This is a genomic window from Streptomyces sp. NPDC018029, assembly GCF_044327655.1.
Classification (GTDB): domain Bacteria; phylum Actinomycetota; class Actinomycetes; order Streptomycetales; family Streptomycetaceae; genus Streptomyces.
Genome location: NZ_JBIRFV010000004.1, coordinates 234826 through 256305 on the forward strand (window position 1 = coordinate 234826; position 21480 = coordinate 256305).

Sequence of the window (21480 nt, forward strand, 5' to 3'; positions counted from 1 at the left end):
GAGGTGGGGTAACCATGAACGCGCCGTACGACGGTGACCGTGGCCAGGGCGCGGGCGGCTCCGCCTCGCCCGGGGGCCCGCCGCCCGGCTCCCCCGAGCACGGGCAGGTGCCGCCGCAGCCGGCGCCGGACGTGTATCTCCAGGACGCCTACGACCAGGACCCCTACCGGGCGCAGGACCTCTCGGCCCAGGACCCGGTGACCGAGGCGCTCTACGACCGAGCGGCACATCCCCCGCCACCGCCCGGCACCTATCAGCAGCAGCCTCTCTACGCCCAGCCGCCCGCCCCGGAGCACGCCCCCGACCCGCGCGTGTGGGCCCAGCCCCCGGCCCCCGAGCCGGAGGGTCCGACCCGGCATCTCCCCTACGGAGACGATGCCCGCACGACGCAGTTCGTGGGCGTCGACGACCTGGTCACCCAGGCCGGCGAGGAGTACCACGAGCCGGACGCCTTCGCTCACCTCTTCCGCGACCAGCAGGCCGGTGGCTACCACGGCCAGCAGGGCGCCTACCAGCAGGGCAACGGCTACCAGCAGGACGAGTACCAGCAGGGCGGCTACCAACAAGGCCAGTACCCGCAGGGCCGGCACCCGCAGGGCGAGTACCAGCAGGGCAGCTACCCCCAGGGCACCGGCTACCCCCAGGGAAACGCCTACCAGCAGGGCCATGGCTATCAGCAGGGGGACGACTACCAGCAGGGCAACGGCTACCAGCAGCCCCCCGACGGCGGCTACCCGCCCGCCGCCGAGCAGCCGCTCGTACCGGGCCCTGCAGCCGCCCCGGCCCCCTCGCCCGCCCAAGCGGCCGCACCTGCGCCCGCACCCGCCGCCAAGTCCGGCGGCCGCGCGGCGAGCCTGCTGAAGTCGAGCGCGGTCATGGCGGCCGGCACGCTGGTCTCGCGTCTCACCGGCTTCATCCGCTCCGCCCTGATCGTCTCGGCGCTCGGCGTCGGTCTGCTCGGCGACACGTTCCAGGTCGTCTACCAGATCCCCACGATGATCTACATCCTCACCGTGGGCGGCGGTCTGAACTCGGTGTTCGTGCCGCAGCTGGTGCGCTCCATGAAGGAGGACGAGGACGGCGGCGAGGCGTACGCCAACCGCCTGCTGACCCTCGTCACGGTGGCGCTCGCCGCGCTCACCGTCCTCGGCATCGTGCTGGCCCCGCAACTCGTGCGGGTGATGTCGGTGCCCGTCGCCAACGACGCGGCGGCGACCGACGTCGGCACCACCCTGCTGCGTTACTTCCTGCCCTCGATCTTCTTCATGGGCATCCACGTGGTGATGGGCCAGATCCTCAACGTCCGCGGCAAATTCGGCGCGATGATGTGGACGCCGGTCCTCAACAACATCGTCATCATCGCCACGCTCGGCATGTTCATCTGGGTCTACGGGACGGCGGAGACGTCCGGCATGACCGTGAAGAGCATCCCGCCGGAGGCCGAGCGCCTCCTCGGCGTCGGTGTCCTGCTCGGTCTCGTCGTGCAGGCCCTGGCGATGATCCCGTACCTGCGCGAGACCGGTTTCAAGCTGCGTCCGCGCTTCGACTGGAAGGGCCACGGCCTGGGCAAGGCCGCCAAGCTCGCCAAGTGGACGATCCTGTTCGTGCTGGCGAACCAGGCGGGCGCCCTCGTCGTCACCCAGCTGGCCACCGCCGCCACGGTCGACCTGCCCTCGACGAGCGGCATCGGTTTCTCCGCCTACGCCAACGCCCAGCTCATCTGGGGGCTCCCCCAGGCCATCATCACGGTCTCCCTGATGGCAGCCCTGCTGCCGAGGCTGTCCCGCTCCGCGAACGACGGCGACACCGGCTCCGTCCGTGACGACATCTCCCAGGGACTGCGCACGACGGCCGTCGCGATCGTGCCGATCGCCTTCGGCTTCGTCGCGCTCGGCGTCCCGATGTGCACCCTGATCTTCGGTTCCTCGGGCAGCCCGCAGGCCACGAACATGGGCTTCATGCTGATGGCCTTCGGCCTCGGCCTGATCCCCTACTCCGTGCAGTACGTCGTGCTGCGTGCCTTCTACGCCTACGAGGACACGCGGACGCCGTTCTACAACACGGTCATCGTCGCCGCCGTGAACGCCGCCGCCTCCGCGGCCTGCTACTTCGTTCTGCCGACCCGCTGGGCCGTCACCGGCATGGCGGCCGTCTACGGCCTCGCGTACGCCATCGGCGTGGGCGTCGCCTGGCGGCGGCTGCGGAAGCGGCTCGGCGGCGACCTGGACGGCTCTCACGTCCTGCGTACGTACGCCAGGCTCGGTATCGCCTCGCTGCCCGCGGCACTCCTCGGCGGCGGCGCCGCTTACGCGGTCACGCAAGGGCTCGGACAGGGCGTGGTCGGTTCGCTGGCCGCACTGATCGCGGGCGGTGTCGTACTGCTCGGTGTCTACTTCATCGCCGCGAAGCGCATGCGTATCGAGGAGCTCAACTCCATGGTCGGCATGGTCCGCGGCCGTCTCGGTCGGTGAGATCAGCAGGCTCGCACAACCATCGTCGGCCACCGTGTGTCGTGCATAGCGCCGGACTGTGGGCACAATTGGCTTTGGCGTCTGACGAAGCGCAATGGATGGGGAGGCAGGAACGACGGTGGCAGAACGGAGCACGGCTGCCGTCGACGTGGCAGACAACAGCGGTGACGAGCCGCTGACCGCCAAGGCGGAGCAGCCCACGGCCGACGGGGAGGCCCAGACCCGGGAGCGGGACACGGCAGCAGACGAAGAGGCGGCGAAGACAGACAGGTCCACGAGCCCCAGGGCGTCCTCACCCCCAGAACTGCACAGCGGCCACAAGCTCGCCAGACGCTATCGGCTCGAAGAGTGCGTCACCCGTCTGGACGGTTTCAGCAGTTGGCGTGCGGTCGACGAGAAGCTGCGCCGGGCCGTCGGCGTGCACCTCCTGCCCGCCGACCATCCACGCGCCCGCTCGGTCCTCGCGGCGGCCCGCTCATCGGCGCTGCTCGGCGACCCGCGCTTCGTACAGGTACTGGACGCCGTCGAGGAGAACGAACTCGTCTACGTCGTCCACGAGTGGCTCCCGGACGCCACGGAGCTCACCACGGTCCTCGCCGCGAGCCCCCTCGAGGCACACGACGCCTACCAGCTCGTCAGCCAGGTCTCCCAGGCCATGGCCGCCGCGCACCGCGAGGGCCTCGCGCACCTGCGGCTCACCCCGAGCGCCGTGCTGCGCACCTCCACGGGCCAGTACCGCATCCGCGGCCTCGCCGTGAACGCCGCGCTGCGCGGCATCAGCTCCGAGACCCCGCAGCGCACGGACACGGAGGCGATCGGCGCTCTCCTGTACGCCGCCCTGACCCAGCGCTGGCCGTACGAGAACGACGCGTACGGCCTCTCCGGGCTGCCCAAGGGAGTCGGGCTCATCGCACCCGACCAGGTGCGCGCCGGCGTCCACCGGGGCCTGTCGGAGCTCGCCATGCGGGCGCTTGTCAACGACGGCGCCACCGCTTCCCGCCAGGACCCTCCGTGCACGACGCCGGAGGAGCTGGTGAAGGCCATCGGGGAGATGCCCCGCATCCGCCCGCCGGAGCCCGCGTTCACCGCGCCGCCCGAGTACCAGCGCACCACGTATCAGCAGGGCACGTACGGCCGCCCCGCGGCCCACCCCGGGGTCACTCAGCCCGTGCCCACCCCGCCGCCCCCGTTGCAGAGCCGTACCGGCAGGGTCCTCAAGTGGGGCGTCTCCGCGCTGCTTATCGCCGCGCTCGGCCTCGGCAGCTGGCAGTTGGCGGACGCCTTGGTGGAACGCGAGAACGCCAGTGACCCGGGCAAGACGAACACCAGGACGGGTGGCGACAAGGGGCAGCCCAAGCCCAAGAAGCCGATCACCATCAAGAACGGCCAAGAGCTCGTCCTTGAGGGCTATGCCCAAGACCCGGAGAACGTCCCCCACACCTTCGACAAGGACCGTGCCTCTCTCTGGCGCACGAAGACCTTCAAGGAGGGGCCGCCGCTCGCCCCGTACAAGCCAGGTGTCGGTATCGTCTACGACCTCGGCTCGGAGCAAGAGGTCTCCGAGGCGTCCGTATCCCTCCTGTACGGCGGCGACCGCACCACGGTCTCGCTGTACGCCACGGATTCGCTGTCGCCCTCCACGGACATCGCGTCCATGAAGAAGATCGGCAACGCCACCACGTCGAGCACCACCGCGAAGATCAAGGCCAAGAAGGCCGTGAAGTCGCAGTACGTGCTCCTCTGGGTGACCGAGGTCCCGAACTCCGGCGTCGACGGGTACATCGGGGCGGGGTACAAGCAAGCCATCAAGGACGTGCAGCTCAAGGGCTGAGGGATCGGCCCGCCACGGCTCACTGGGGGAGGGGGTTCGACGGTGGACAGCACCGCGCACGGTGACCTGAACGATCAGGACCTCCTCGCCGCTCATGTCGCCGGCGACAAGGACGCCTTCGGCGAGCTGGTGCGGCGCCACCGCGACCGCCTGTGGGCCGTCGCGCTGCGCACCCTCGGGGACCGCGAGGAGGCCGCTGACGCGGTGCAGGACGCCTTGGTCTCCGCCTACCGCGCGGCACACACGTTCCGGGGTCAGTCCGCCGTGACGACGTGGCTGCACCGCATCACCGTGAACGCCTGCCTCGACAGAGCGCGCAAGTCAGCCTCCCGCAAGACCTCGCCGATCGACGACACCGAACGCCTCGAGCAGCTCCTGGAGCCGGAGGAGTCGGCCGCGGCTCCCGTCGAGCGGGGCGACCTCCACCGGGAGCTCCTGGAGGCCCTCGGCACCCTTCCTCACGACCAGCGCGCCGCTCTCGTGCTGGTCGACATGCAGGGCTACCCCGTGGCCGAGGCCGCCCGCGTCCTCGACGTCCCCACGGGCACGGTCAAGAGCCGCTGCGCGCGCGGCAGAGCCAGACTGTTGCCGCTGCTCACTCATCTGCGTACGGGGCCGCCTCCGCGCGACGAGGACCGTGGTGCCGCAGACGGAAGCAAGAAGCCCGGCTCGGCGAGGAACCGGACGCAGGGGACATCCGTCCCACCGGCAGCAGGGCCACGGGACACAGGACCAAGCGATTCAGCTGCCGTGAAGGGCGGAGGTGGGCGAGCGTGACAACCGCGACCGACTCGGCGGGCGGGCACCCGGACGTCGCCGAGATCTCCGAGCTGACCGAAGGCCTGCTTCCCCCCTCACGCACGAGCGACGTGCGACGGCACTTGGACAGCTGCGAGCTCTGTGCCGATGTCTACGCCTCTCTGGAGGAGATCCGGAGCATGCTCGGCACGCTGCCGGGCCCTCCCCGCATGCCGGACGACATCGCTGGACGCATCGACGCGGCACTGGCCGCCGAAGCGCTGCTGGACTCCACCAGCCCCGAAGGCCTTCCTTCTGAGAACACGGCGTCCGAGCCGGTGGCTGTCGCTGCGCCTTCTGCTTCCGAGCCGGCGCCCGCCGCCGCGCGTGTTTCACGTGAAACAACGCCCGCCTCCACCCCGTCCGGCGCCGGAGACCGCCCCGCAGGACATTCCCGTGCGTCCACCGGTCCAGGACGTGGGAGCCGCCTACGTCCCACACGTCGACGCACCGCGGTGCTCGGCGCCGTCTTCACCGCGGCCGCCATCGGCCTCGGCACGCTGCTGATCCAGACCATGGGCGGCGACTCCGGAGGGACGGCCGGAACGCCTCCGGACCGGCGGGACACGGCGAACTCCTTCTCCGGAGAAAAGCTCGAGGGCCGCGTCGCGGATCTCCTCAAGAAGAACTCCGTCAAGGAGCCCGGGAAGATCGACACCCGCTCCAGCCCGCAGTCCCCCAAGAAGACCTCCCCGCTGCGAACGGTCCAGGTGCCGGACTGCATCCAGCGCGGTATCGGGACCAAAACGCCACTCGCCGCCGAAGAGGGCTCGTACGAGGGCAAGCGCGCCTACCTCGTCGTGGTGCCCCATGACTCGGACAGCACCAAGGTGTCCGCGTACATCGTCGACGCCGCCTGTGTGGGCAAGTCCTCGCCCACCGCGGGCAAGGTCCTCGCGACGCACGCCTACCCGCAGAGCTGACGGCCACGACCGTCCGTCTCGTGGCCCATGACACCCTCGTCCTGACACACGTCCGTGCGCTCGGACACGTCCGGGAATGCAAGCCCCGTAGGATCCGTTGGGTGGGGTGAGAGTCCTGAGACAGGCACCCGCCAGCAGTACGCAGCAGTCCCCAGAGACGAGGAATCAAGCCGTGACCGACGTCCGTAACGTGATCATCATCGGCTCCGGGCCCGCCGGCTACACGGCGGCGCTCTACACCGCGCGCGCGTCGCTGAAGCCGCTGGTGTTCGAGGGCGCCGTCACCGCCGGCGGTGCGCTGATGAACACCACCGAGGTGGAGAACTTCCCCGGCTTCCAGGACGGCGTCATGGGCCCCGAGCTCATGGACAACATGCGGGCCCAGGCCGAGCGCTTCGGTGCCGAGCTCGTTCCCGACGACATCGTCGCCGTTGACCTCACCGGTGAGATCAAGACCGTGACGGACACCGCCGGCACCGTGCACCACGCGAAGACCGTCATCGTCACCACCGGCTCCCAGCACCGCAAGCTCGGCCTGCCGAACGAGGACGCCCTCTCCGGACGCGGCGTCTCCTGGTGCGCGACCTGCGACGGGTTCTTCTTCAAGGACCAGGACATCGCCGTGATCGGCGGCGGTGACACCGCGATGGAGGAGGCCACCTTCCTCTCGCGCTTCGGCAAGTCTGTGACGATCGTGCACCGCCGCGACACCCTGCGCGCCTCCAAGGCGATGCAGGAGCGGGCCTTCGCCGACCCGAAGATCAAGTTCATCTGGGACAGCGAGATCGCCGAGATCAAGGGCGAGCAGAAGCTCTCCGGCCTGACGCTGCGCAACCTGAAGACGGGCGAGACGTCCGAGCTCCCGGTGACGGGCCTGTTCATCGCGATCGGCCACGACCCGCGCACCGAGCTCTTCAAGGGGCAGCTGGAGCTGGACGACGAGGGTTACCTGAAGGTCGACGCGCCCTCGACCCGGACGAACCTGACCGGTGTCTTCGGCGCCGGCGACGTCGTCGACCACACCTACCGTCAGGCGATCACGGCGGCCGGTACCGGCTGCTCCGCCGCTCTCGACGCGGAGCGTTTCCTCGCGGCGCTGTCCGACGCCGAGGCCCCCGAGCCCGAGAAGACGCCGACCGCCAGCGTCTGATCTTCACTCCACCCCGCACCACCCCGAGAAAAGAGGAGCCCGCAGTGGCCGGCAACCTGAAGAACGTGACGGACGCCTCCTTCGAGGAAGACGTCCTCAAGAGCGACAAGCCCGTGCTGGTGGACTTCTGGGCCGCCTGGTGCGGCCCGTGCCGTCAGATCGCCCCCTCGCTGGAAGCGATCGCGGCTGAGCACGGCGACAAGATCGAGGTCGTCAAGCTCAACATCGACGAGAACCCCGGCACGGCCGCCAAGTACGGCGTCATGTCGATCCCGACCCTGAACGTCTACCAGGGCGGCGAGGTCGCCAAGACCATCGTCGGCGCCAAGCCGAAGGCGGCCATCGAGAAGGACCTGGCGGACTTCATCGCCGAGTAGTCGGTGGCGATGTTTCACGTGAAACACGAATGGACCAGTCCCTGCGGGGGCTGGTCCATTCGCCTTTCAGCGGCCGGATCCTCGGCGATGGCACATCACGAGACGGCTGTTCCCTCCAGCTCGACCAGCTGGCCCGGGATCGCCAGCCGCGTCACCCCGAGCATCGTGGTGGTCGGTGCCACCGCGGCGGCTCCCAGTCGCGCCGCGAGCACGCCGTAGTGCTGGAAGAGCAGATCGACGTCGGTCGTGTAGACGTTGAGCCGGACGACGTTCGCGAGAGACATGCCGGCCTCCTCGAGCACCGCCTCCAAGTTGTCGACGCTCAGCGCCAACTGCGCCGCCATGTCGCCCTCATGCTGGGGCTTGCCTTCGCCGCTCATCGCGGTCTGCCCCGAGATGAACAGCGTCCGGGTGTGCCCGGAGACGACCTCCCCCTGGTTGAACCCCATCTCGACCGACCACGACACCGGGTTGATCGCCGTTCGTTCCATTGCCACGTCAGCTCCATCCGCATCACGGGAGTACGTACGGCCGTCGGCTCGTCAGCCATCGGCTTCGACGTCGTGCCACAGAGCCTCGCAACAATTCACGACATCCTTGGTCACGTATTTCGATAACGTTCCCGCATGCGCGCCGACCGGTTGGTCTCGCTGGTGTTGCTGCTGCGTCAGCGAGGACGGCTGACCGCGGACACGCTCGCCCGCGAGCTGGAGGTATCCACCCGCACCGTGCTGCGCGACATCGAGGCGTTGTCCACAGCTGGCGTACCGGTCTACGCCGAGCGCGGTCGGCACGGCGGTTTCGCGTTGGCGCCCGGCTTCCGGACCGAGCTCACCGGTCTCAACCACGACGAGGCCCTTGCCTTGCTGACGGCCGGTTCAGGGCGCGGCGAGCAGGTATTCGGCCTCGGCTCGGCGCTCGCCTCGGCCATGCGGAAGGTGGTCGACGCACTGCCCGAAAACCACCGGACCGCTGCGAGTGACGCGGCCCAGCGCTTCCTCGTGGACCCCGAGGTCGATCTGCTCTCCCGTCGGCTGGCCTCCGAGGATGTGGCCGACAGCACGATGATCGAGGTTCGGCGGGCCGTGCTCGCCGGGCGCAAGTTGCGTATCCAGTACACGGCCACCGGCCAGACGCCACAGTGGCGCACAGTGGACCCGATCGGCCTGGTCACCGTTCGCGACCGGGCCTACCTGCTGGCCACGAGATCCGGCGCGGACCGCACCTACCGGCTGTCGCGGATCTCGGCCGCCGAGGAGCTCTCCGAGCCCGCGCAGCGACCGGCGCGGGTCGACCTGGACCGGATCTGGCGGGACCGTTCCGCGCAGTTCCTCTCCGACAGCGACCACGTCACCGTGCTGCTACGGGTGAATCCTGCGCGGCACGACGAGCTGGTGGACACCGCACTGGCCGTCCGCGCGGAAGAACCCGAAGCGGACGGCTGGCTGCGGCTGAAGGTGACCTATCAGGACGCACGTCATGCCGAATGGGCGCTGTGGCAGGCCGGCACGGACGCGGAAGCCCTGTCCCCTGAGTCGTTGCGTACGACCTTGCGCGACCGGGCCGCCGCGATGGCCAAGCGCTACGGGACGCCTGCCTGACGTCCTCGGTTCACAGTGGCCGGAGCACGGGCTCCTTCTGCACCGCTCCCAGCAGCCGATCGAGCGCCAGCTCGACGTCTTCCTTCCAGGAGAGCGTCGTACGCAGTTCGAGCCTCAGCCGGGGATAGGAGGGGTGTGGGCGGACCGTCTTGAAGCCCACGGCCAGGAGGTGCTCCGCGGGCAGCACGCACGCCGGCTTCTCCCACCGCGCGTCCCCGAAGGCCTCGATGGCCTTGAACCCTCTGCGCAGCAGATCCTTGGCGACGGTCTGCACGATCACCCGGCCGAGTCCCTGCCCCTGGTAGCCGGGCATGATCCACGCTGTCATCAGCTGAACGGCATCCGGGGACACGGGGCTCGTGGGGAACGCCGTGGAGCGCGGGACGTAGGCCGGGGGTGCGTAGAGCACGAAGCCCACCGGTACGTCGTCCACGTAGACGACCCGGCCGCAGGAGCCCCACTCCAGGAGGACGGCGGAGATCCACGCCTCCTTCTCCAGGTCCGGAGTTCCTGCCTTTACCGCCGCTTCGCCACTGACCGGGTCCAGCTCCCAAAAGACGCAGGTCCTGCAACGCTTGGGAAGGTCCGGGAGGTTGTCCAGTGTGAGCGGTACGAGCCGACGCCCCATGAAGGCGGTTCCTCACTTCCATCGGCCGCCGCACTGCGGGCGGCTGTCAGCGCGCTGCGTTCCTTGAGCAGGCTGCCGACGAAGCCGCCGACCGCTCCCAGCCCGAGGCCCGCTGTCATCAGTCCGGTGCGGCTCATCGATCGCATGGCCCCCGCCTCCCCAATGAGGTGCCGTCAGGTGGATGCGCCATACCTGAACGCATCGTATCCACGATGAGATTGCATCGAAACCGCCAGAAAGCAAAGAGCGGGCCGTGTTCCGGTACAGACCGGACACGGCCCGCTTTCGCGGCGCTGCTGCCTCTGTGGGTCAGGCCTTGTCGCCCTCGGCGGCCTCGTCCGAATCGTCTTCGGCCAGCCCGTTCTTCAGGACCGGGCCCTCGCCCGGAGCCAGCGTGCTGAGGATGCGCTCCAGGTCCTCGAGAGAGGCGAAGTCAACGACGATCTTCCCCTTCTTCTGGCCCAGGTCCACCCTCACCCGGGTCTCGAACCGGTCGGAGAGCCGGGTGGCGAGGGTGCTCAGCGCCGGCGACAGTCGGGCACCGGCACGCGGTCCCTTCGCCTTCGGAGCGCGCTGCGGCCGCGACCCCATGAGGGTCACGATCTCCTCGACGGCACGCACCGAGAGCCCCTCGGCCACGATGCGGTGGGCGAGCCTGTCCTGCTCCTCCGAGTCCTCGACGGAGAGCAGCGCTCGGGCGTGCCCCGCGGAGAGGATCCCGGCCGCGACCCGGTTCTGCACCGTCGGCGAGAGCTTCAGCAGACGCAGGGTGTTGGAGACCTGCGGGCGGGACCGGCCGATGCGGTCCGCCAGCTGGTCGTGCGTGCAGTTGAAGTCCTTGAGCAGCTGGTCGTAGGCGGCGGCCTCTTCCAGCGGGTTCAGCTGGGCGCGGTGCAGGTTCTCCAGCAGCGCGTCCAGGAGGAGCTTCTCGTCATCGGTGGCCCGCACGATGGCGGGGATGCGCTCCAGGCCCGCCTCCCGGCAGGCCCGCCAGCGCCGCTCGCCCATGATGAGCTCGTAGCGTGCGGGGCCCAGCTGCCGTACAACGACCGGCTGGAGAAGGCCGACCTCCTTGATGGAGGTCACCAGCTCGGCGAGAGCGTCCTCGTCGAAGACCACTCGCGGCTGCTGCGGGTTGGGGGAGATGGAATCGAGCGGCAGCTCGGCGAAGTACGCGCCGGCCACTGACTGGCTCTCCGGCGTCTCCGCGGCTTGCTGCGGCGGCTCCACCGTTTCACGTGAAACAGGGCTCTGCGGGAGTGCCGTCACCTTCGCGGCCGCCACACCTCGCTCGGCGGTCAGCACCGGCACCGCCGAGGGAGACGTGGAGGCTCCGCTCGCACTCTGCGGGACCTGCTTCTCCGTCGGGGCTGCAGGGATCAAGGCACCGAGGCCTCGCCCCAGTCCTCTGCGTCGCTCACTCACTGCATCCCCTCCGTCATGCTGTGCTGGTCGTTCTGAGCGCCCGTGTGGGCGTGCTGGACGTCGTAGCGCACTCCGACTCCGCGCAGCGCGATCTCGCGTGCTGCTTCGAAGTACGAGAGGGCGCCGCTCGATCCTGGATCGTAGGTGAGCACCGTCTGGCCGTAGCTCGGGGCCTCGGAGATACGGACCGACCGCGGGATGCTCGTCCGCAGGACCTCGTCGCCGAAGTGGTTGCGCACCTCGTCCGCCACCTGGGAGGCCAGCCGGGTCCTGCCGTCGTACATGGTGAGCAGGATCGTCGACACATGCAGGTTCGGGTTGAGGTGACCCCGCACCAGGTCGACGTTGCGCAGGAGCTGGCCGAGCCCCTCCAGTGCGTAGTACTCGCACTGAATGGGGATCAGCACCTCCGCGCCCGCCACCATGGCGTTGACCGTCAGCAGGCCCAGCGACGGCGGGCAGTCGATGAGGATGTAGTCCAGCGGCTGCTCGTACGCCTGGATGGCCCGCTGCAGCCGGCTCTCCCGCGCCACCAGTGACACGAGCTCGATCTCCGCACCGGCGAGATCGATGGTGGCCGGGGCGCAGAAGAGACCCTCGACATCCGGCACCGGCTGAACGACCCCGGCGAGCGGCTTGCTCTCGACCAGCACGTCGTAGATGGACGGGACCTCGGCGTGGTGGTCGATACCGAGAGCTGTAGAGGCGTTGCCCTGCGGGTCGAGGTCGATCACCAGGACGCGTGCGCCGTGCAGGGCGAGCGAGGCGGCGAGATTGACGGTGGTCGTCGTCTTGCCCACCCCGCCCTTCTGGTTGGCGACCACCATGACGCGGGTCTGCTCGGGGCGGGGCAGGCCCTCGCCTGCGCGGCCGAGTGCTTCCACCGCCAGTTGGGCAGCACGACCGATGGGTGTGTCGTCCATCGGGGTCGGTGTTTCACGTGAAACATCCTCCCCCGCCGATTCGGTTCGGGGACCGGGGACCGGATCGGTCATCGGTCCCGCGATGTTGGCGTCGGACCGCAACGATTCACTCTCCTCGACATCAGGCTCGCAATGAACAGAGCCTCCCATGCTTTGAGGGTCGTGAACCAGCGAGGCCCGGTCTTCTGTGGATGAATCCACCTCTGTGGACAACTCCGTGCCCTTATCGAGGGAACCGAGTGGCCGACGGTCGCGAGGTTCCGCAGCGCGGCCGCGATTGATGATGCCATGCAGCAGTGAGCGACGTTTCACGTGAAACACGATGCACGGAAGCCGGGGTGCCGCTGGTGCGACACCCCGGTATGCGTACGTTTGACAGCTTTTGTGGAGTACGGCTCGTCGTCAGGACGGATCAATGACGGTTGACCGCAGAGGCTCAGCGGCGACGGCGCGTGCGTCCGGTGCGAGCGGCCTTGGCCCGCTTCGCCGCGAAGCGCACACCACCGGGGCTCTCGCCGACCTCGACCCGTACGACGGTGGACAGCGGGTCCACCACTCCCTCGCCGACATGCAGCACGGAGGTGTCCACGGCGCCGAGCTTGCTCAGGGCGGCGCCTGCCGCCTTGACCTCTTCCTCGGCGGTATCTCCCTTGAGGAGCAGCATCTCCCCGTACGGGCGCAGCAGCGGGACGCCCCAGGCCGCCAGGCGGTCCAGCGGAGCCACGGCCCGCGCGGTCACCACATGGACGGGAGGGAGCTTGCCGAGCACTTCCTCGGCCCGGCCCCGCACGACGGTCACATGGTCGAGACCGAGCAGTTCGACGACTTCGGTGAGGAAGTTCGTGCGCCGCAGCAACGGCTCAAGGAGCGTGATCTTCAAGTCCGGCCGGACGAGGGCCAGCGGGATGCCCGGCAGTCCGGCACCGGAGCCGACGTCGCACACCGTGACGCCCTCGGGCACGACCTCGGACAGCACGGCGCAGTTCAGCAGGTGTCGCTCCCACAGCCGCGGTACTTCGCGAGGACCGATCAGACCGCGCTGGACCCCCGCGTCGGCCAGCAGTTCCGCGTAGCGGACCGCGTCCGAGAAGCGATCACCGAATACCGTCCGGGCTTCTTCCGGCGCCGGGGGGAGCTCCGCTGCCTCCGTCACGGGGACCGTCCTTCCGTACCGCACTGGGGTTGCTGTCTGTCGGTGGCTGTCTATCAGGCTGACAAAGACCGGCCCCGCCTGCGAACAGACGGGGCCGGAAAACGCTGGGGCGCGATCAGGCGGGGAGTACGACGACGAAGCGCTGCGGCTCCTCGCCCTCGGACTCGCTGCGCAGGCCGGCGGCCTTGACCGCGTCGTGCACGACCTTGCGCTCGAACGGCGTCATCGGCTCGAGCCTGGCCGGTTCACCGCTGCTCTTCACCTCGGCCGCGGCCTTGGCACCCAGCTCCGAGAGTTCCTCGCGCTTCTTGGCGCGGTAGCCCCCGATGTCCAGCATCAGGCGGCTGCGGTCACCGGTCTCACGGTGCACGGCGAGACGCGTGAGCTCCTGGAGGGCCTCCAGAACCTCACCGTCACGGCCGACCAGCTTCTGCAGGTCACGGCTGTCGCTGTCGCTGATGATCGACACAGCGGCACGGTCGGCCTCGACATCCATGTCGATGTCACCGTCGAGGTCGGCGATGTCCAGCAGACCTTCGAGGTAGTCCGCCGCGATCTCCCCCTCCTGCTCAAGGCGGGTGAGGGTGTCGCCGGCCTCAGCTGCGGCGGAGGTGGTGGTGCCTTCCGTCACGGGATGGGCTCCTTCTACTTCTTGGAGGACGGGTGCTTGGGCCGCTGCTGGCCCTTGCGCTGCTGTCCCGACTTGGCACGGCTGCGCTGACCGGAGCCGGGCTTGTTGCCCTGCTTGTTGTTGCCACCGGCCTGCTTGGTCTGGGGGGAGGCGTCGGAGTCGCCCGCGGGCTCGGCCGTGGTCTTCTCCAGCGACGTCTTCGCGTCGGCGGATTCCTCCGCCTTGGTGGCGCCGCCCGCGGCCTGCGTGGGAGCGGCCTGACGCTTGGACTTGCTCTGGCGCTTGGGCTGCTGGCGCTTCGGGGCGCCGCCGACGGGAGTGCCGTCCTCGGTCTCGGTGACGACGGAGTTGTCGCTCTCCACCACGGTGCCGTCGGCCTGGGCCGCGAGACCCGCCTTGGTCAGACCGTTGATGAACTTCCGCTCGAACTCGTTGCGGTCCCGGCCCTTGGCGACGATCGCCTTGATCACGTTCGTGTTGCCGCGCCCGCGCACCTTCTTGTTGTGCGTGACCTGCTTCTGCAGGCGCTCCAGGAAGGCGGCCTGGGCCTTGGAGCCCGGGGTGGGGTTCCTGCGGATCACGAACATCTGTTGGCCCATGGTCCACACGTTGGTGGTCAGCCAGTAGACGAGGACACCGACGGGGAAGTTGATGCCGAAGATGGCGAACATGATCGGGAAGACGTACATCAGCATCTTCTGCTGCTGCATGAACGGCGTCTTGACCGTGGTGTCGACGTTCTTCGTCATCAGCTGGCGCTGGGTGAAGAACTGCGAGGCCGACATCAGGACGATCATGAGGGCGGTGATCACGCGGACGTCGGTCAGCGTGGCACCGAGCGAGGCGACCTTGTCGGCGCTGTCCATGAACTTCGCGGCCAGCGGGGCACCGAAGATGTGCGCCTTACGCGCGCTCTCCAGGAGATCGCCGTCGATGACGCCGATCTCCTTGCCCGTCGCGATGCCGTTGAGCACGTGGTACAGGGCGAAGAAGAACGGCGACTGCGCCAGGATGGGAAGGCACGAGGAGAGCGGGTTGGTGCCCGACTCCTTGTACAGCTTCATCATCTCTTCGGACTGGCGCTGCTTGTCGCTCTTGTAGCGCTCCTGGATCTTCTTCATCTCGGGCTGCAGCGTCTGCATCGCCCGAGTGGCCTTGATCTGCTTCACGAAGAGCGGGATCAGGCAGATCCGGATCAGGATCACCAGGGACACGATGGACAGGCCCCAGGCCCAGCCCGTGTCGGGGCCGAAGAGCTTCCCGTACACCGAGTGGAACTGGACGATGACCCACGAAACTGGTGTCGTGATAAAGCTGAAGAGACTGGCAATCGTGTCCACTAATCAGGCTCCTTGAGCATGGGACGGGGTCTCGGTCTCGGCGGCCGTCCCCGGGGAGATCTCCCCGGTCGGCGCGCCTGCGGCGGAGGGCCCGCCCTTGCGTTCGCGCCAGGCGGCGCGCAGCATCTCGTGCCACCGCGGACGCTTGCGCGGCGGAACATGGTCGACACCACCGAGCGACCACGGATTGCACCGCAGGATGCGCCAGCCGGTGAGCGCCGTGCCCTTGATCGCACCGTGCCGGTCGATGGCCAGGTAGCCGTAACGGGAACACGATGGGTAGTACTTGCACACCGGGCCCAGAAGCGGACTGATCGTCCACTGGTACAGCTTGATCAGAGCCAGCAGCGGGTACTTCATCGCGCGCCCCCTCCCAGCAGCCGCTGCAAGGCGGCGTCCAGGTCTCGGGCCAGCTGTGCATGGTCGGCGTCACCCGCTCCGGGCAGCGCTCGTACTACTACCAGGCTACCGGGGGGCACCAGGGCCAACCGGTCGCGCATGAGGTGACGGAGTCTGCGCTTCACGGTGTTGCGCACGACCGCTCCACCCACGGCCTTGCTCACGACGAAACCCGCACGTGTCGGGGGAAGGTTCTCCCCTGGCACGTGCGGGTCCGTTGCACCGCTACGTAGATGGACGACGAGAAGCGGGCGTCCGGCCCGGCGTCCTCGGCGTACCGCGGTCGCGAAGTCTTCGCGCCGCCTCAGCCGATGCTCGGTAGGCAGCACGACGTCATGACCTGATCGGGATCAGGCGGACAGGCGGGCGCGACCCTTGCCACGGCGGGACGCGAGAATCGCGCGGCCGGCACGGGTGCGCATGCGCAGCCGGAAGCCGTGGGTCTTGGCGCGACGACGGTTGTTCGGCTGGAAGGTGCGCTTGCTCACTCGGGGGCTCCAGAAATGATTCGTTGGTGGCGGGACATCGCCTGGCTGTCACCGTGCGCCCACGAGAAGCTCGCGAATACGCACCGAGTGCACCGCTTCACAATCACAGATCGTGATCTTTGCCCATCGGAGGCAGGCGGCAGCAGCCATCGACAACTCGACCTGGTCACGGTACGCGGGGCTACGCCATCCGGTCAAACCGGCCGTCGAGGGGAGACACTGTGCACAGCCTGTGGACAACAACTTGAACCGCAGCCGTCGCCCTGACTACCGTGACGGAACTCCGATTCGTTCCCTTCCCCCTCCCCATCCCGATTTCCGTCCCGCGAACCACACGTTCGTGGGACCCCGTGAGAGAGCGTGCCCTGTGGCTGACGTACCTGCCGATCTTGCCGCAGTGTGGCCACGAGTTCTGGAACATCTGCTGGGTGAGGGCCGCGGGCAGGGAGTCGAGGCGAAGGACGAGCGGTGGCTCCGGAGCTGCCAGCCCCTGGCCCTCGTCGCCGACACCGCCCTGCTCGCCGTCCCGAACGAATTCGCCAAAGGCGTACTGGAAGGCCGGCTGGCCCCGGTGGTCAGCGAGACGCTGAGCCGCGAATGTGGGCGTCCGATCCGCATCGCCATCACCGTCGACGACTCCGTCGGTGAACCCGCGGGCCCGCCGGCGCCGCCCATGCAGCACCAGCGCACACAGCAGCAACAGCAGCACAATCACCAGCAGCAGCGCTACGAAGAGCAGGAGCTGCCCCCTGCCTCCGGGCAGGGGCGTGAGACGTACGAGAACTACGGACGGCGCCCCGGGGACGAGCACCAGGGCGACTCCCGGTCGGACCAGCTGCCGACCGCGCGCCCGGCCTACCCGGAGTACCAGCGCCCGAGCCCCGGCGCCTGGCCGCAGCAGCAGCCGCAGGACGACTACGGCTGGCAGCAGCCGCGGCTCGGCTTCCCCGACCGTGATCCGTACGCGAACCCGGTCCAGCAGCCGCAGCACGACTACCGCTCGCAGCCCCCGCAGGACCGTTCGCCGTACGAGCAGCGACGTCCCGAGCCGCAGGACCGGCGCGAGCGTCACGACATGTCCGAGCCGCACGGCGGGCCGCGTGGCGGCGGCGTCCACCGGGGCGGGCCGGTCGGCCCCACCTCGTCGAGCGGCGCCCCCGGGCCGCTGGCCGCGCAGCCGGCGCCCGCGACGGGCCCCGGTGAGCCCACCGCGCGCCTCAACCCGAAGTACCTCTTCGACACCTTCGTCATCGGTGCGTCGAACCGTTTCGCGCACGCGGCCGCGGTGGCCGTCGCCGAGGCACCCGCGAAGGCGTACAACCCCCTCTTCATCTACGGAGAGTCGGGGCTCGGCAAAACGCATCTGCTGCACGCGATCGGGCACTACGCCCGCAGCCTGTATCCCGGCACGCGCGTGCGCTACGTGAGCTCGGAGGAGTTCACCAACGAGTTCATCAACTCCATCCGCGACGGCAAGGGCGACAGCTTCCGCAAGCGCTACCGCGAGATGGACATCCTGCTCGTCGACGACATCCAGTTCCTCGCGGACAAGGAGTCGACGCAGGAGGAGTTCTTCCACACCTTCAACACGCTCCACAACGCGAACAAGCAGATCGTGCTCTCCAGTGACCGGCCGCCCAAGCAACTGGTCACCCTCGAGGACCGGCTGCGCAACCGCTTCGAGTGGGGACTGATCACCGACGTCCAGCCACCGGAGCTGGAGACGCGTATCGCGATCCTCCGTAAGAAGGCGGTGCAGGAGCAGCTCAACGCCCCGCCGGAGGTCCTGGAGTTCATCGCGTCGCGCATCTCACGGAACATCCGTGAGCTGGAAGGCGCGCTGATCCGGGTCACCGCGTTCGCGTCGCTCAACCGGCAGCCCGTGGACCTGGGCCTCACCGAGATCGTCCTCAAGGACCTCATCCCGGGCGGTGAGGACGCGGCTCCGGAGATCACCGCGCCGGCCATCATGGCGGCGACGGCCGACTACTTCGGGCTGACGGTGGACGACCTGTGCGGATCCTCGCGCAGCCGCGTGCTGGTGACGGCGCGCCAGATCGCCATGTATCTGTGCCGGGAGCTGACCGACCTCTCGCTGCCGAAGATCGGCGCGCAGTTCGGCGGCCGCGACCACACGACGGTCATGCACGCGGACCGCAAGATCCGGGCACTGATGGCTGAGCGGCGCTCCATCTACAACCAGGTCACCGAGCTCACCAACCGCATCAAGAACGGCTGACAGCCTCCGTAGAACGCCACTGAAGGCGCTCCAGGACTTCTCCTGGGGCGCCTTTTTGATGTCGGCACGCGCGTGTGCGGGTCTTCGTACGGCCGCGTTCGGGGTTTCGCACGCGCACGTTCGGGTCTTCGCTGTTCGATTTCCCCTGCTCAGACGGCTGTTCTCCACAGATCTGCCGACTTTTTCCCTTCCACACCCTGGGGAGGGGGAAGTTGTCCAGACGCTGTCCACAGGGGACGCTGCTGAGAGATCATCAGGCCAGGTCAGGTGTCTGTGGATTCGTGGACGGAGACTCTCCACAGGCTGTGGAGAAAAATCTCGTCCACAGGCTGTGCATGAAGTTGTCCACCGGCGGCCCACAGGCTCGGGCTCGTTGTCCCCAGCTTTCCCCAGCTTCTCCACACGCCTGTCCACTGTTCGGCAACGCGACGCGCCTTCTCACCGGAGCGAGTGAAAGGCGTCACACCAAGGTGGTCGGTTGGCCTGTGGGGAAGCTGGGTAAAGCTGGGGACAGCGCTGGGGAGAAGTGGCCCCTGCCTGTGCACCGGGTGTGCAGAACTTTCGCCCGTCCACAGAAACACCTGGTTGTCCACCGGCACCGCCCACAGGCTCAGTGGATAAAAAACCGGGCCTGACCAGCGCTTTCACGGTTATCCACGGTTTCCACAGCCCCTACTACTACTCCCGACTAGAGAGACCGGGGAAATGGTTTCGAAGCTGGGGCTGTGCACAACTCTCGCTCCGGAGCTCCGACACCGCTCGGCACGACTTGACCCCGACAGGCACCGACTGTCAGTGCAGTGCGTCAGACTGGTCCCCGGTGTCCTTCCCACGGCATGGCTGAGAGACACCGAGTCAGACGACGAGGGCCACAGGCCCAGCGGGCGAGAGCAGCCAGCAACAGCAGGAGGGCGGCTTAGGTGAAGATCCGGGTTGAACGCGACGTACTCGCGGAGGCGGTGGCCTGGGCGGCGCGCAGCCTCCCGGCCCGGCCGCCTGCGCCCGTCCTCGCAGGCCTGCTGCTGAAGGCCGAGGAAGGCGCACTGAGCCTGTCGAGCTTCGACTACGAGGTCTCGGCACGCGTCTCGGTGGACGCCGAGATCGACGAGGAAGGCACCGTCCTCGTGTCGGGCCGCCTGCTCGCGGACATCTGCCGCGCCCTCCCCAACCGCCCGGTGGAGATCTCCACAGACGGTGTACGGGCGACGGTCGTCTGCGGCTCCTCGCGATTCACACTCCACACGCTTCCTGTGGAGGAGTACCCCGCGCTGCCGCAGATGCCGACCGCCACGGGCACCGTCCCCGGTGAGGTCTTCGCCTCCGCCGCCTCCCAGGTGGCCATCGCCGCCGGCCGCGACGACACGCTGCCGGTGCTGACCGGTGTGCGCATCGAGATCGAGGGCGACACGGTCACCCTGGCCTCCACCGACCGCTACCGCTTCGCGGTCCGTGAGTTCCTGTGGAAGCCGGAGAACCCCGAGGCGTCCGCGGTGGCCCTGGTGCCCGCCAAGACGCTCCTGGACACCGCCAAGGCCCTCACGAGCGGCGACACGGTCACCCTGGCCCTGTCGGGCTCCGGTGCCGGCGAGGGCCTCATCGGCTTCGAGGGCGCCGGTCGGCGTACGACCACGCGTCTCCTCGAGGGCGACCTGCCGAAGTACCGCACGCTGTTCCCCACCGAGTTCAACTCGGTCGCGGTCATCGAAACCGCCCCCTTCGTAGAGGCCGTCAAGCGTGTGGCCCTGGTGGCCGAGCGCAACACTCCGGTGCGGCTCAGCTTCGAGCAGGGCGTGCTGATCCTGGAGGCGGGCTCCAGCGACGACGCACAGGCTGTGGAAAGGGTCGACGCCCAGCTGGACGGCGACGACATCTCCATCGCCTTCAACCCGACGTTCCTGCTCGACGGCCTCAGCGCCATCGACTCGCCGGTCGCCCAGCTCTCCTTCACCACGTCGACGAAGCCCGCGCTGCTGAGCGGCAAGCCGGCCGTGGACGCCGAGGCGGACGAGGCCTACAAGTACCTGATCATGCCTGTACGTCTGAGCGGCTGAGCCCACAGGTGTGTGCGTGCGTCCGGGCGTAGGCTCGGACGCAGGTACGAAAGTGCCGTAACGCCACCTCGCTAGTGAAGGAACCTCTGATGGAGCTCGGTCTCGTCGGCCTCGGCAAGATGGGCGGCAACATGCGCGAGCGCATCCGCCGCGCAGGTCACACCGTCATCGGATACGACCGCAACCCGGACCTCGCGGATGTCCCCAGCCTCGAAGAGCTTGTGGGCAAACTCAAGGGCCCGCGGGTGGTGTGGGTGATGGTCCCGGCAGGGGCCGCGACCCAGTCCACCATCGACGAACTTTCCGAGCTGCTGCAGCCCGGCGACGTCGTCGTGGACGGCGGAAACTCCCGCTGGACCGACGACGAGAAGCACGCCGAGGAGCTGAAGGCCAAGGGCATCGGCTTCGTCGACTGCGGCGTCTCCGGCGGCGTCTGGGGCCTCAAGAACGGCTACGCCCTGATGTACGGCGGCGACGCGGACGACGTCGCCAAGGTGCAGCCCATCTTCGACGCCCTGAAGCCGGAGGGCGACTTCGGCTCCGTGCACGCGGGCAAGGTCGGCGCCGGCCACTTCGCGAAGATGGTCCACAACGGCATCGAGTACGCCATGATGCAGGCCTACGCCGAGGGCTGGGAGCTCCTGGAGAAGGTCGACTCGGTCACGGACGTCCGTGAGGTCTTCCGCTCCTGGCAGGAGGGCACCGTCATCCGTTCCTGGCTGCTCGACCTCGCGGTCAACGCCCTGGACGACGACGAGCACCTGGAGAAGCTGCGCGGCTTCGCGCAGGACTCCGGAGAGGGCCGGTGGACGGTGGAGGCCGCCATCGACAACGCCGTGCCGCTGCCCGCGATCACGGCCTCGCTCTTCGCCCGGTTCGCCTCGCGCCAGGACGACTCCCCGCAGATGAAGATGATCGCCGCGCTGCGCAACCAGTTCGGTGGCCACGCGGTGGAGTCCAAGAGCGAGCACTGATCCACAGCCTGTGCGCAACCGCAGCCGTTGTGCACAGGCCTCTCAGCAAGTGAAGTAGGCCGGGGGAGGTCGGCGCAC

The 21480-nt window shown here is 68.6% G+C and carries 20 protein-coding genes; 10 read left to right on the top strand and 10 right to left on the bottom strand.

All coding sequences use genetic code 11. The features are described from left to right. Nucleotides 1-14: 14 nt before the first annotated feature. The 6 genes from murJ to trxA all read left to right on the top strand — a co-directional run bounded on the left by murJ (nucleotide 15) and on the right by trxA (nucleotide 7550). The gene (gene murJ / locus ACH4D5_RS13940; protein WP_398301830.1) at nucleotides 15-2471 is read left to right on the top strand and encodes a murein biosynthesis integral membrane protein MurJ; all 2457 of its coding nucleotides are present in this window, start codon (nucleotides 15-17) and stop codon (nucleotides 2469-2471) included. 118 nt (nucleotides 2472-2589) lie between these two features. Further along, a complete protein-coding gene (locus ACH4D5_RS13945; RefSeq protein ID WP_398301832.1) occupies nucleotides 2590-4302 on the top strand; it encodes a protein kinase family protein in 1713 nt (570 codons plus the stop codon). Nucleotides 4303-4344: 42 nt separating this feature from the next. Beyond that, complete coding sequence (sigM, locus tag ACH4D5_RS13950) at nucleotides 4345-5079, top strand: RNA polymerase sigma factor SigM (protein WP_398301834.1); 735 nt, start codon at nucleotides 4345-4347, stop codon at nucleotides 5077-5079. Beyond that, nucleotides 5076-6023, top strand: a complete 948-nt coding sequence (locus ACH4D5_RS13955; protein ID WP_398301836.1) for an anti-sigma factor family protein — start codon at nucleotides 5076-5078, stop codon at nucleotides 6021-6023. The genes sigM and ACH4D5_RS13955 overlap by 4 nt, the downstream gene beginning before the upstream one ends. Before the next feature lie 172 nt (nucleotides 6024-6195). Then, the gene (gene trxB, locus ACH4D5_RS13960; protein ID WP_398301838.1) at nucleotides 6196-7173 is read left to right on the top strand and encodes a thioredoxin-disulfide reductase; all 978 of its coding nucleotides are present in this window, start codon (nucleotides 6196-6198) and stop codon (nucleotides 7171-7173) included. 44 nt (nucleotides 7174-7217) lie between these two features. Beyond that, nucleotides 7218-7550 (top strand): thioredoxin, encoded by a 333-nt coding sequence (gene trxA / locus ACH4D5_RS13965; protein WP_398301840.1) that lies wholly within the window; start codon nucleotides 7218-7220, stop codon nucleotides 7548-7550. Nucleotides 7551-7645: 95 nt separating this feature from the next. Here the strand turns inward: trxA and ACH4D5_RS13970 are convergent, their stop codons facing one another. Beyond that, the gene (locus ACH4D5_RS13970) at nucleotides 7646-8041 is read right to left on the bottom strand and encodes a RidA family protein (RefSeq protein WP_398302604.1); all 396 of its coding nucleotides are present in this window, start codon (nucleotides 8039-8041) and stop codon (nucleotides 7646-7648) included. A 135-nt stretch (nucleotides 8042-8176) separates the two neighbouring features. Here ACH4D5_RS13970 and ACH4D5_RS13975 point away from each other — a divergent pair, with 135 nt between their 5' ends. Next, nucleotides 8177-9151, top strand: a complete 975-nt coding sequence (locus ACH4D5_RS13975; protein WP_398301842.1) for a helix-turn-helix transcriptional regulator — start codon at nucleotides 8177-8179, stop codon at nucleotides 9149-9151. Between the two features lie 10 nt (nucleotides 9152-9161). On the opposite strand, the gene ACH4D5_RS13980 is transcribed toward ACH4D5_RS13975, so the two are convergent. The 9 genes from ACH4D5_RS13980 to rpmH form a co-directional block, all read right to left on the bottom strand. Then, nucleotides 9162-9779, bottom strand: a complete 618-nt coding sequence (locus ACH4D5_RS13980; RefSeq protein ID WP_398301844.1) for a GNAT family N-acetyltransferase — start codon at nucleotides 9777-9779, stop codon at nucleotides 9162-9164. Between the two features lie 309 nt (nucleotides 9780-10088). Beyond that, a complete protein-coding gene (locus ACH4D5_RS13985; RefSeq protein ID WP_398301846.1) occupies nucleotides 10089-11204 on the bottom strand; it encodes a ParB/RepB/Spo0J family partition protein in 1116 nt (371 codons plus the stop codon). Continuing rightward, on the bottom strand, nucleotides 11201-12277 hold the full coding sequence (locus ACH4D5_RS13990; protein WP_398301848.1) for a ParA family protein: 1077 nt from the start codon (nucleotides 12275-12277) through the stop codon (nucleotides 11201-11203). Before ACH4D5_RS13990 ends, ACH4D5_RS13985 begins: the two co-directional genes overlap by 4 nt. 286 nt (nucleotides 12278-12563) lie before the next feature. Next, a complete protein-coding gene (rsmG, locus tag ACH4D5_RS13995; protein ID WP_362988243.1) occupies nucleotides 12564-13280 on the bottom strand; it encodes a 16S rRNA (guanine(527)-N(7))-methyltransferase RsmG in 717 nt (238 codons plus the stop codon). Nucleotides 13281-13395: 115 nt separating this feature from the next. Beyond that, nucleotides 13396-13911 (bottom strand): protein jag, encoded by a 516-nt coding sequence (locus ACH4D5_RS14000; RefSeq protein WP_398301850.1) that lies wholly within the window; start codon nucleotides 13909-13911, stop codon nucleotides 13396-13398. 14 nt (nucleotides 13912-13925) lie between these two features. Continuing rightward, nucleotides 13926-15251, bottom strand: coding sequence for a membrane protein insertase YidC (yidC, locus tag ACH4D5_RS14005; RefSeq protein WP_398301852.1), 1326 nt, complete (start codon nucleotides 15249-15251; stop codon nucleotides 13926-13928). A gap of 3 nt (nucleotides 15252-15254) precedes the next feature. Then, complete coding sequence (gene yidD, locus ACH4D5_RS14010; protein WP_398301854.1) at nucleotides 15255-15611, bottom strand: membrane protein insertion efficiency factor YidD; 357 nt, start codon at nucleotides 15609-15611, stop codon at nucleotides 15255-15257. Further along, the gene (rnpA, locus tag ACH4D5_RS14015) at nucleotides 15608-15979 is read right to left on the bottom strand and encodes a ribonuclease P protein component (RefSeq protein WP_362988235.1); all 372 of its coding nucleotides are present in this window, start codon (nucleotides 15977-15979) and stop codon (nucleotides 15608-15610) included. The genes yidD and rnpA overlap by 4 nt, the downstream gene beginning before the upstream one ends. 21 nt (nucleotides 15980-16000) lie before the next feature. Next, a complete protein-coding gene (gene rpmH / locus ACH4D5_RS14020; protein ID WP_003949374.1) occupies nucleotides 16001-16138 on the bottom strand; it encodes a 50S ribosomal protein L34 in 138 nt (45 codons plus the stop codon). Nucleotides 16139-16505: 367 nt separating this feature from the next. Between rpmH and dnaA the strand changes: the two genes are divergently transcribed. From dnaA to gnd, 3 genes are all read left to right on the top strand, one after another. Beyond that, nucleotides 16506-18377: a chromosomal replication initiator protein DnaA gene (gene dnaA, locus ACH4D5_RS14025; RefSeq protein ID WP_398301857.1), complete on the top strand. Its 1872-nt coding sequence runs from the start codon at nucleotides 16506-16508 to the stop codon at nucleotides 18375-18377. A 920-nt stretch (nucleotides 18378-19297) separates the two neighbouring features. Then, on the top strand, nucleotides 19298-20428 hold the full coding sequence (gene dnaN, locus ACH4D5_RS14030) for a DNA polymerase III subunit beta (RefSeq protein WP_150169944.1): 1131 nt from the start codon (nucleotides 19298-19300) through the stop codon (nucleotides 20426-20428). 89 nt (nucleotides 20429-20517) lie between these two features. Continuing rightward, nucleotides 20518-21402 (top strand): phosphogluconate dehydrogenase (NAD(+)-dependent, decarboxylating), encoded by an 885-nt coding sequence (gnd, locus tag ACH4D5_RS14035; protein ID WP_398301859.1) that lies wholly within the window; start codon nucleotides 20518-20520, stop codon nucleotides 21400-21402. Nucleotides 21403-21480 lie beyond the last annotated feature (78 nt).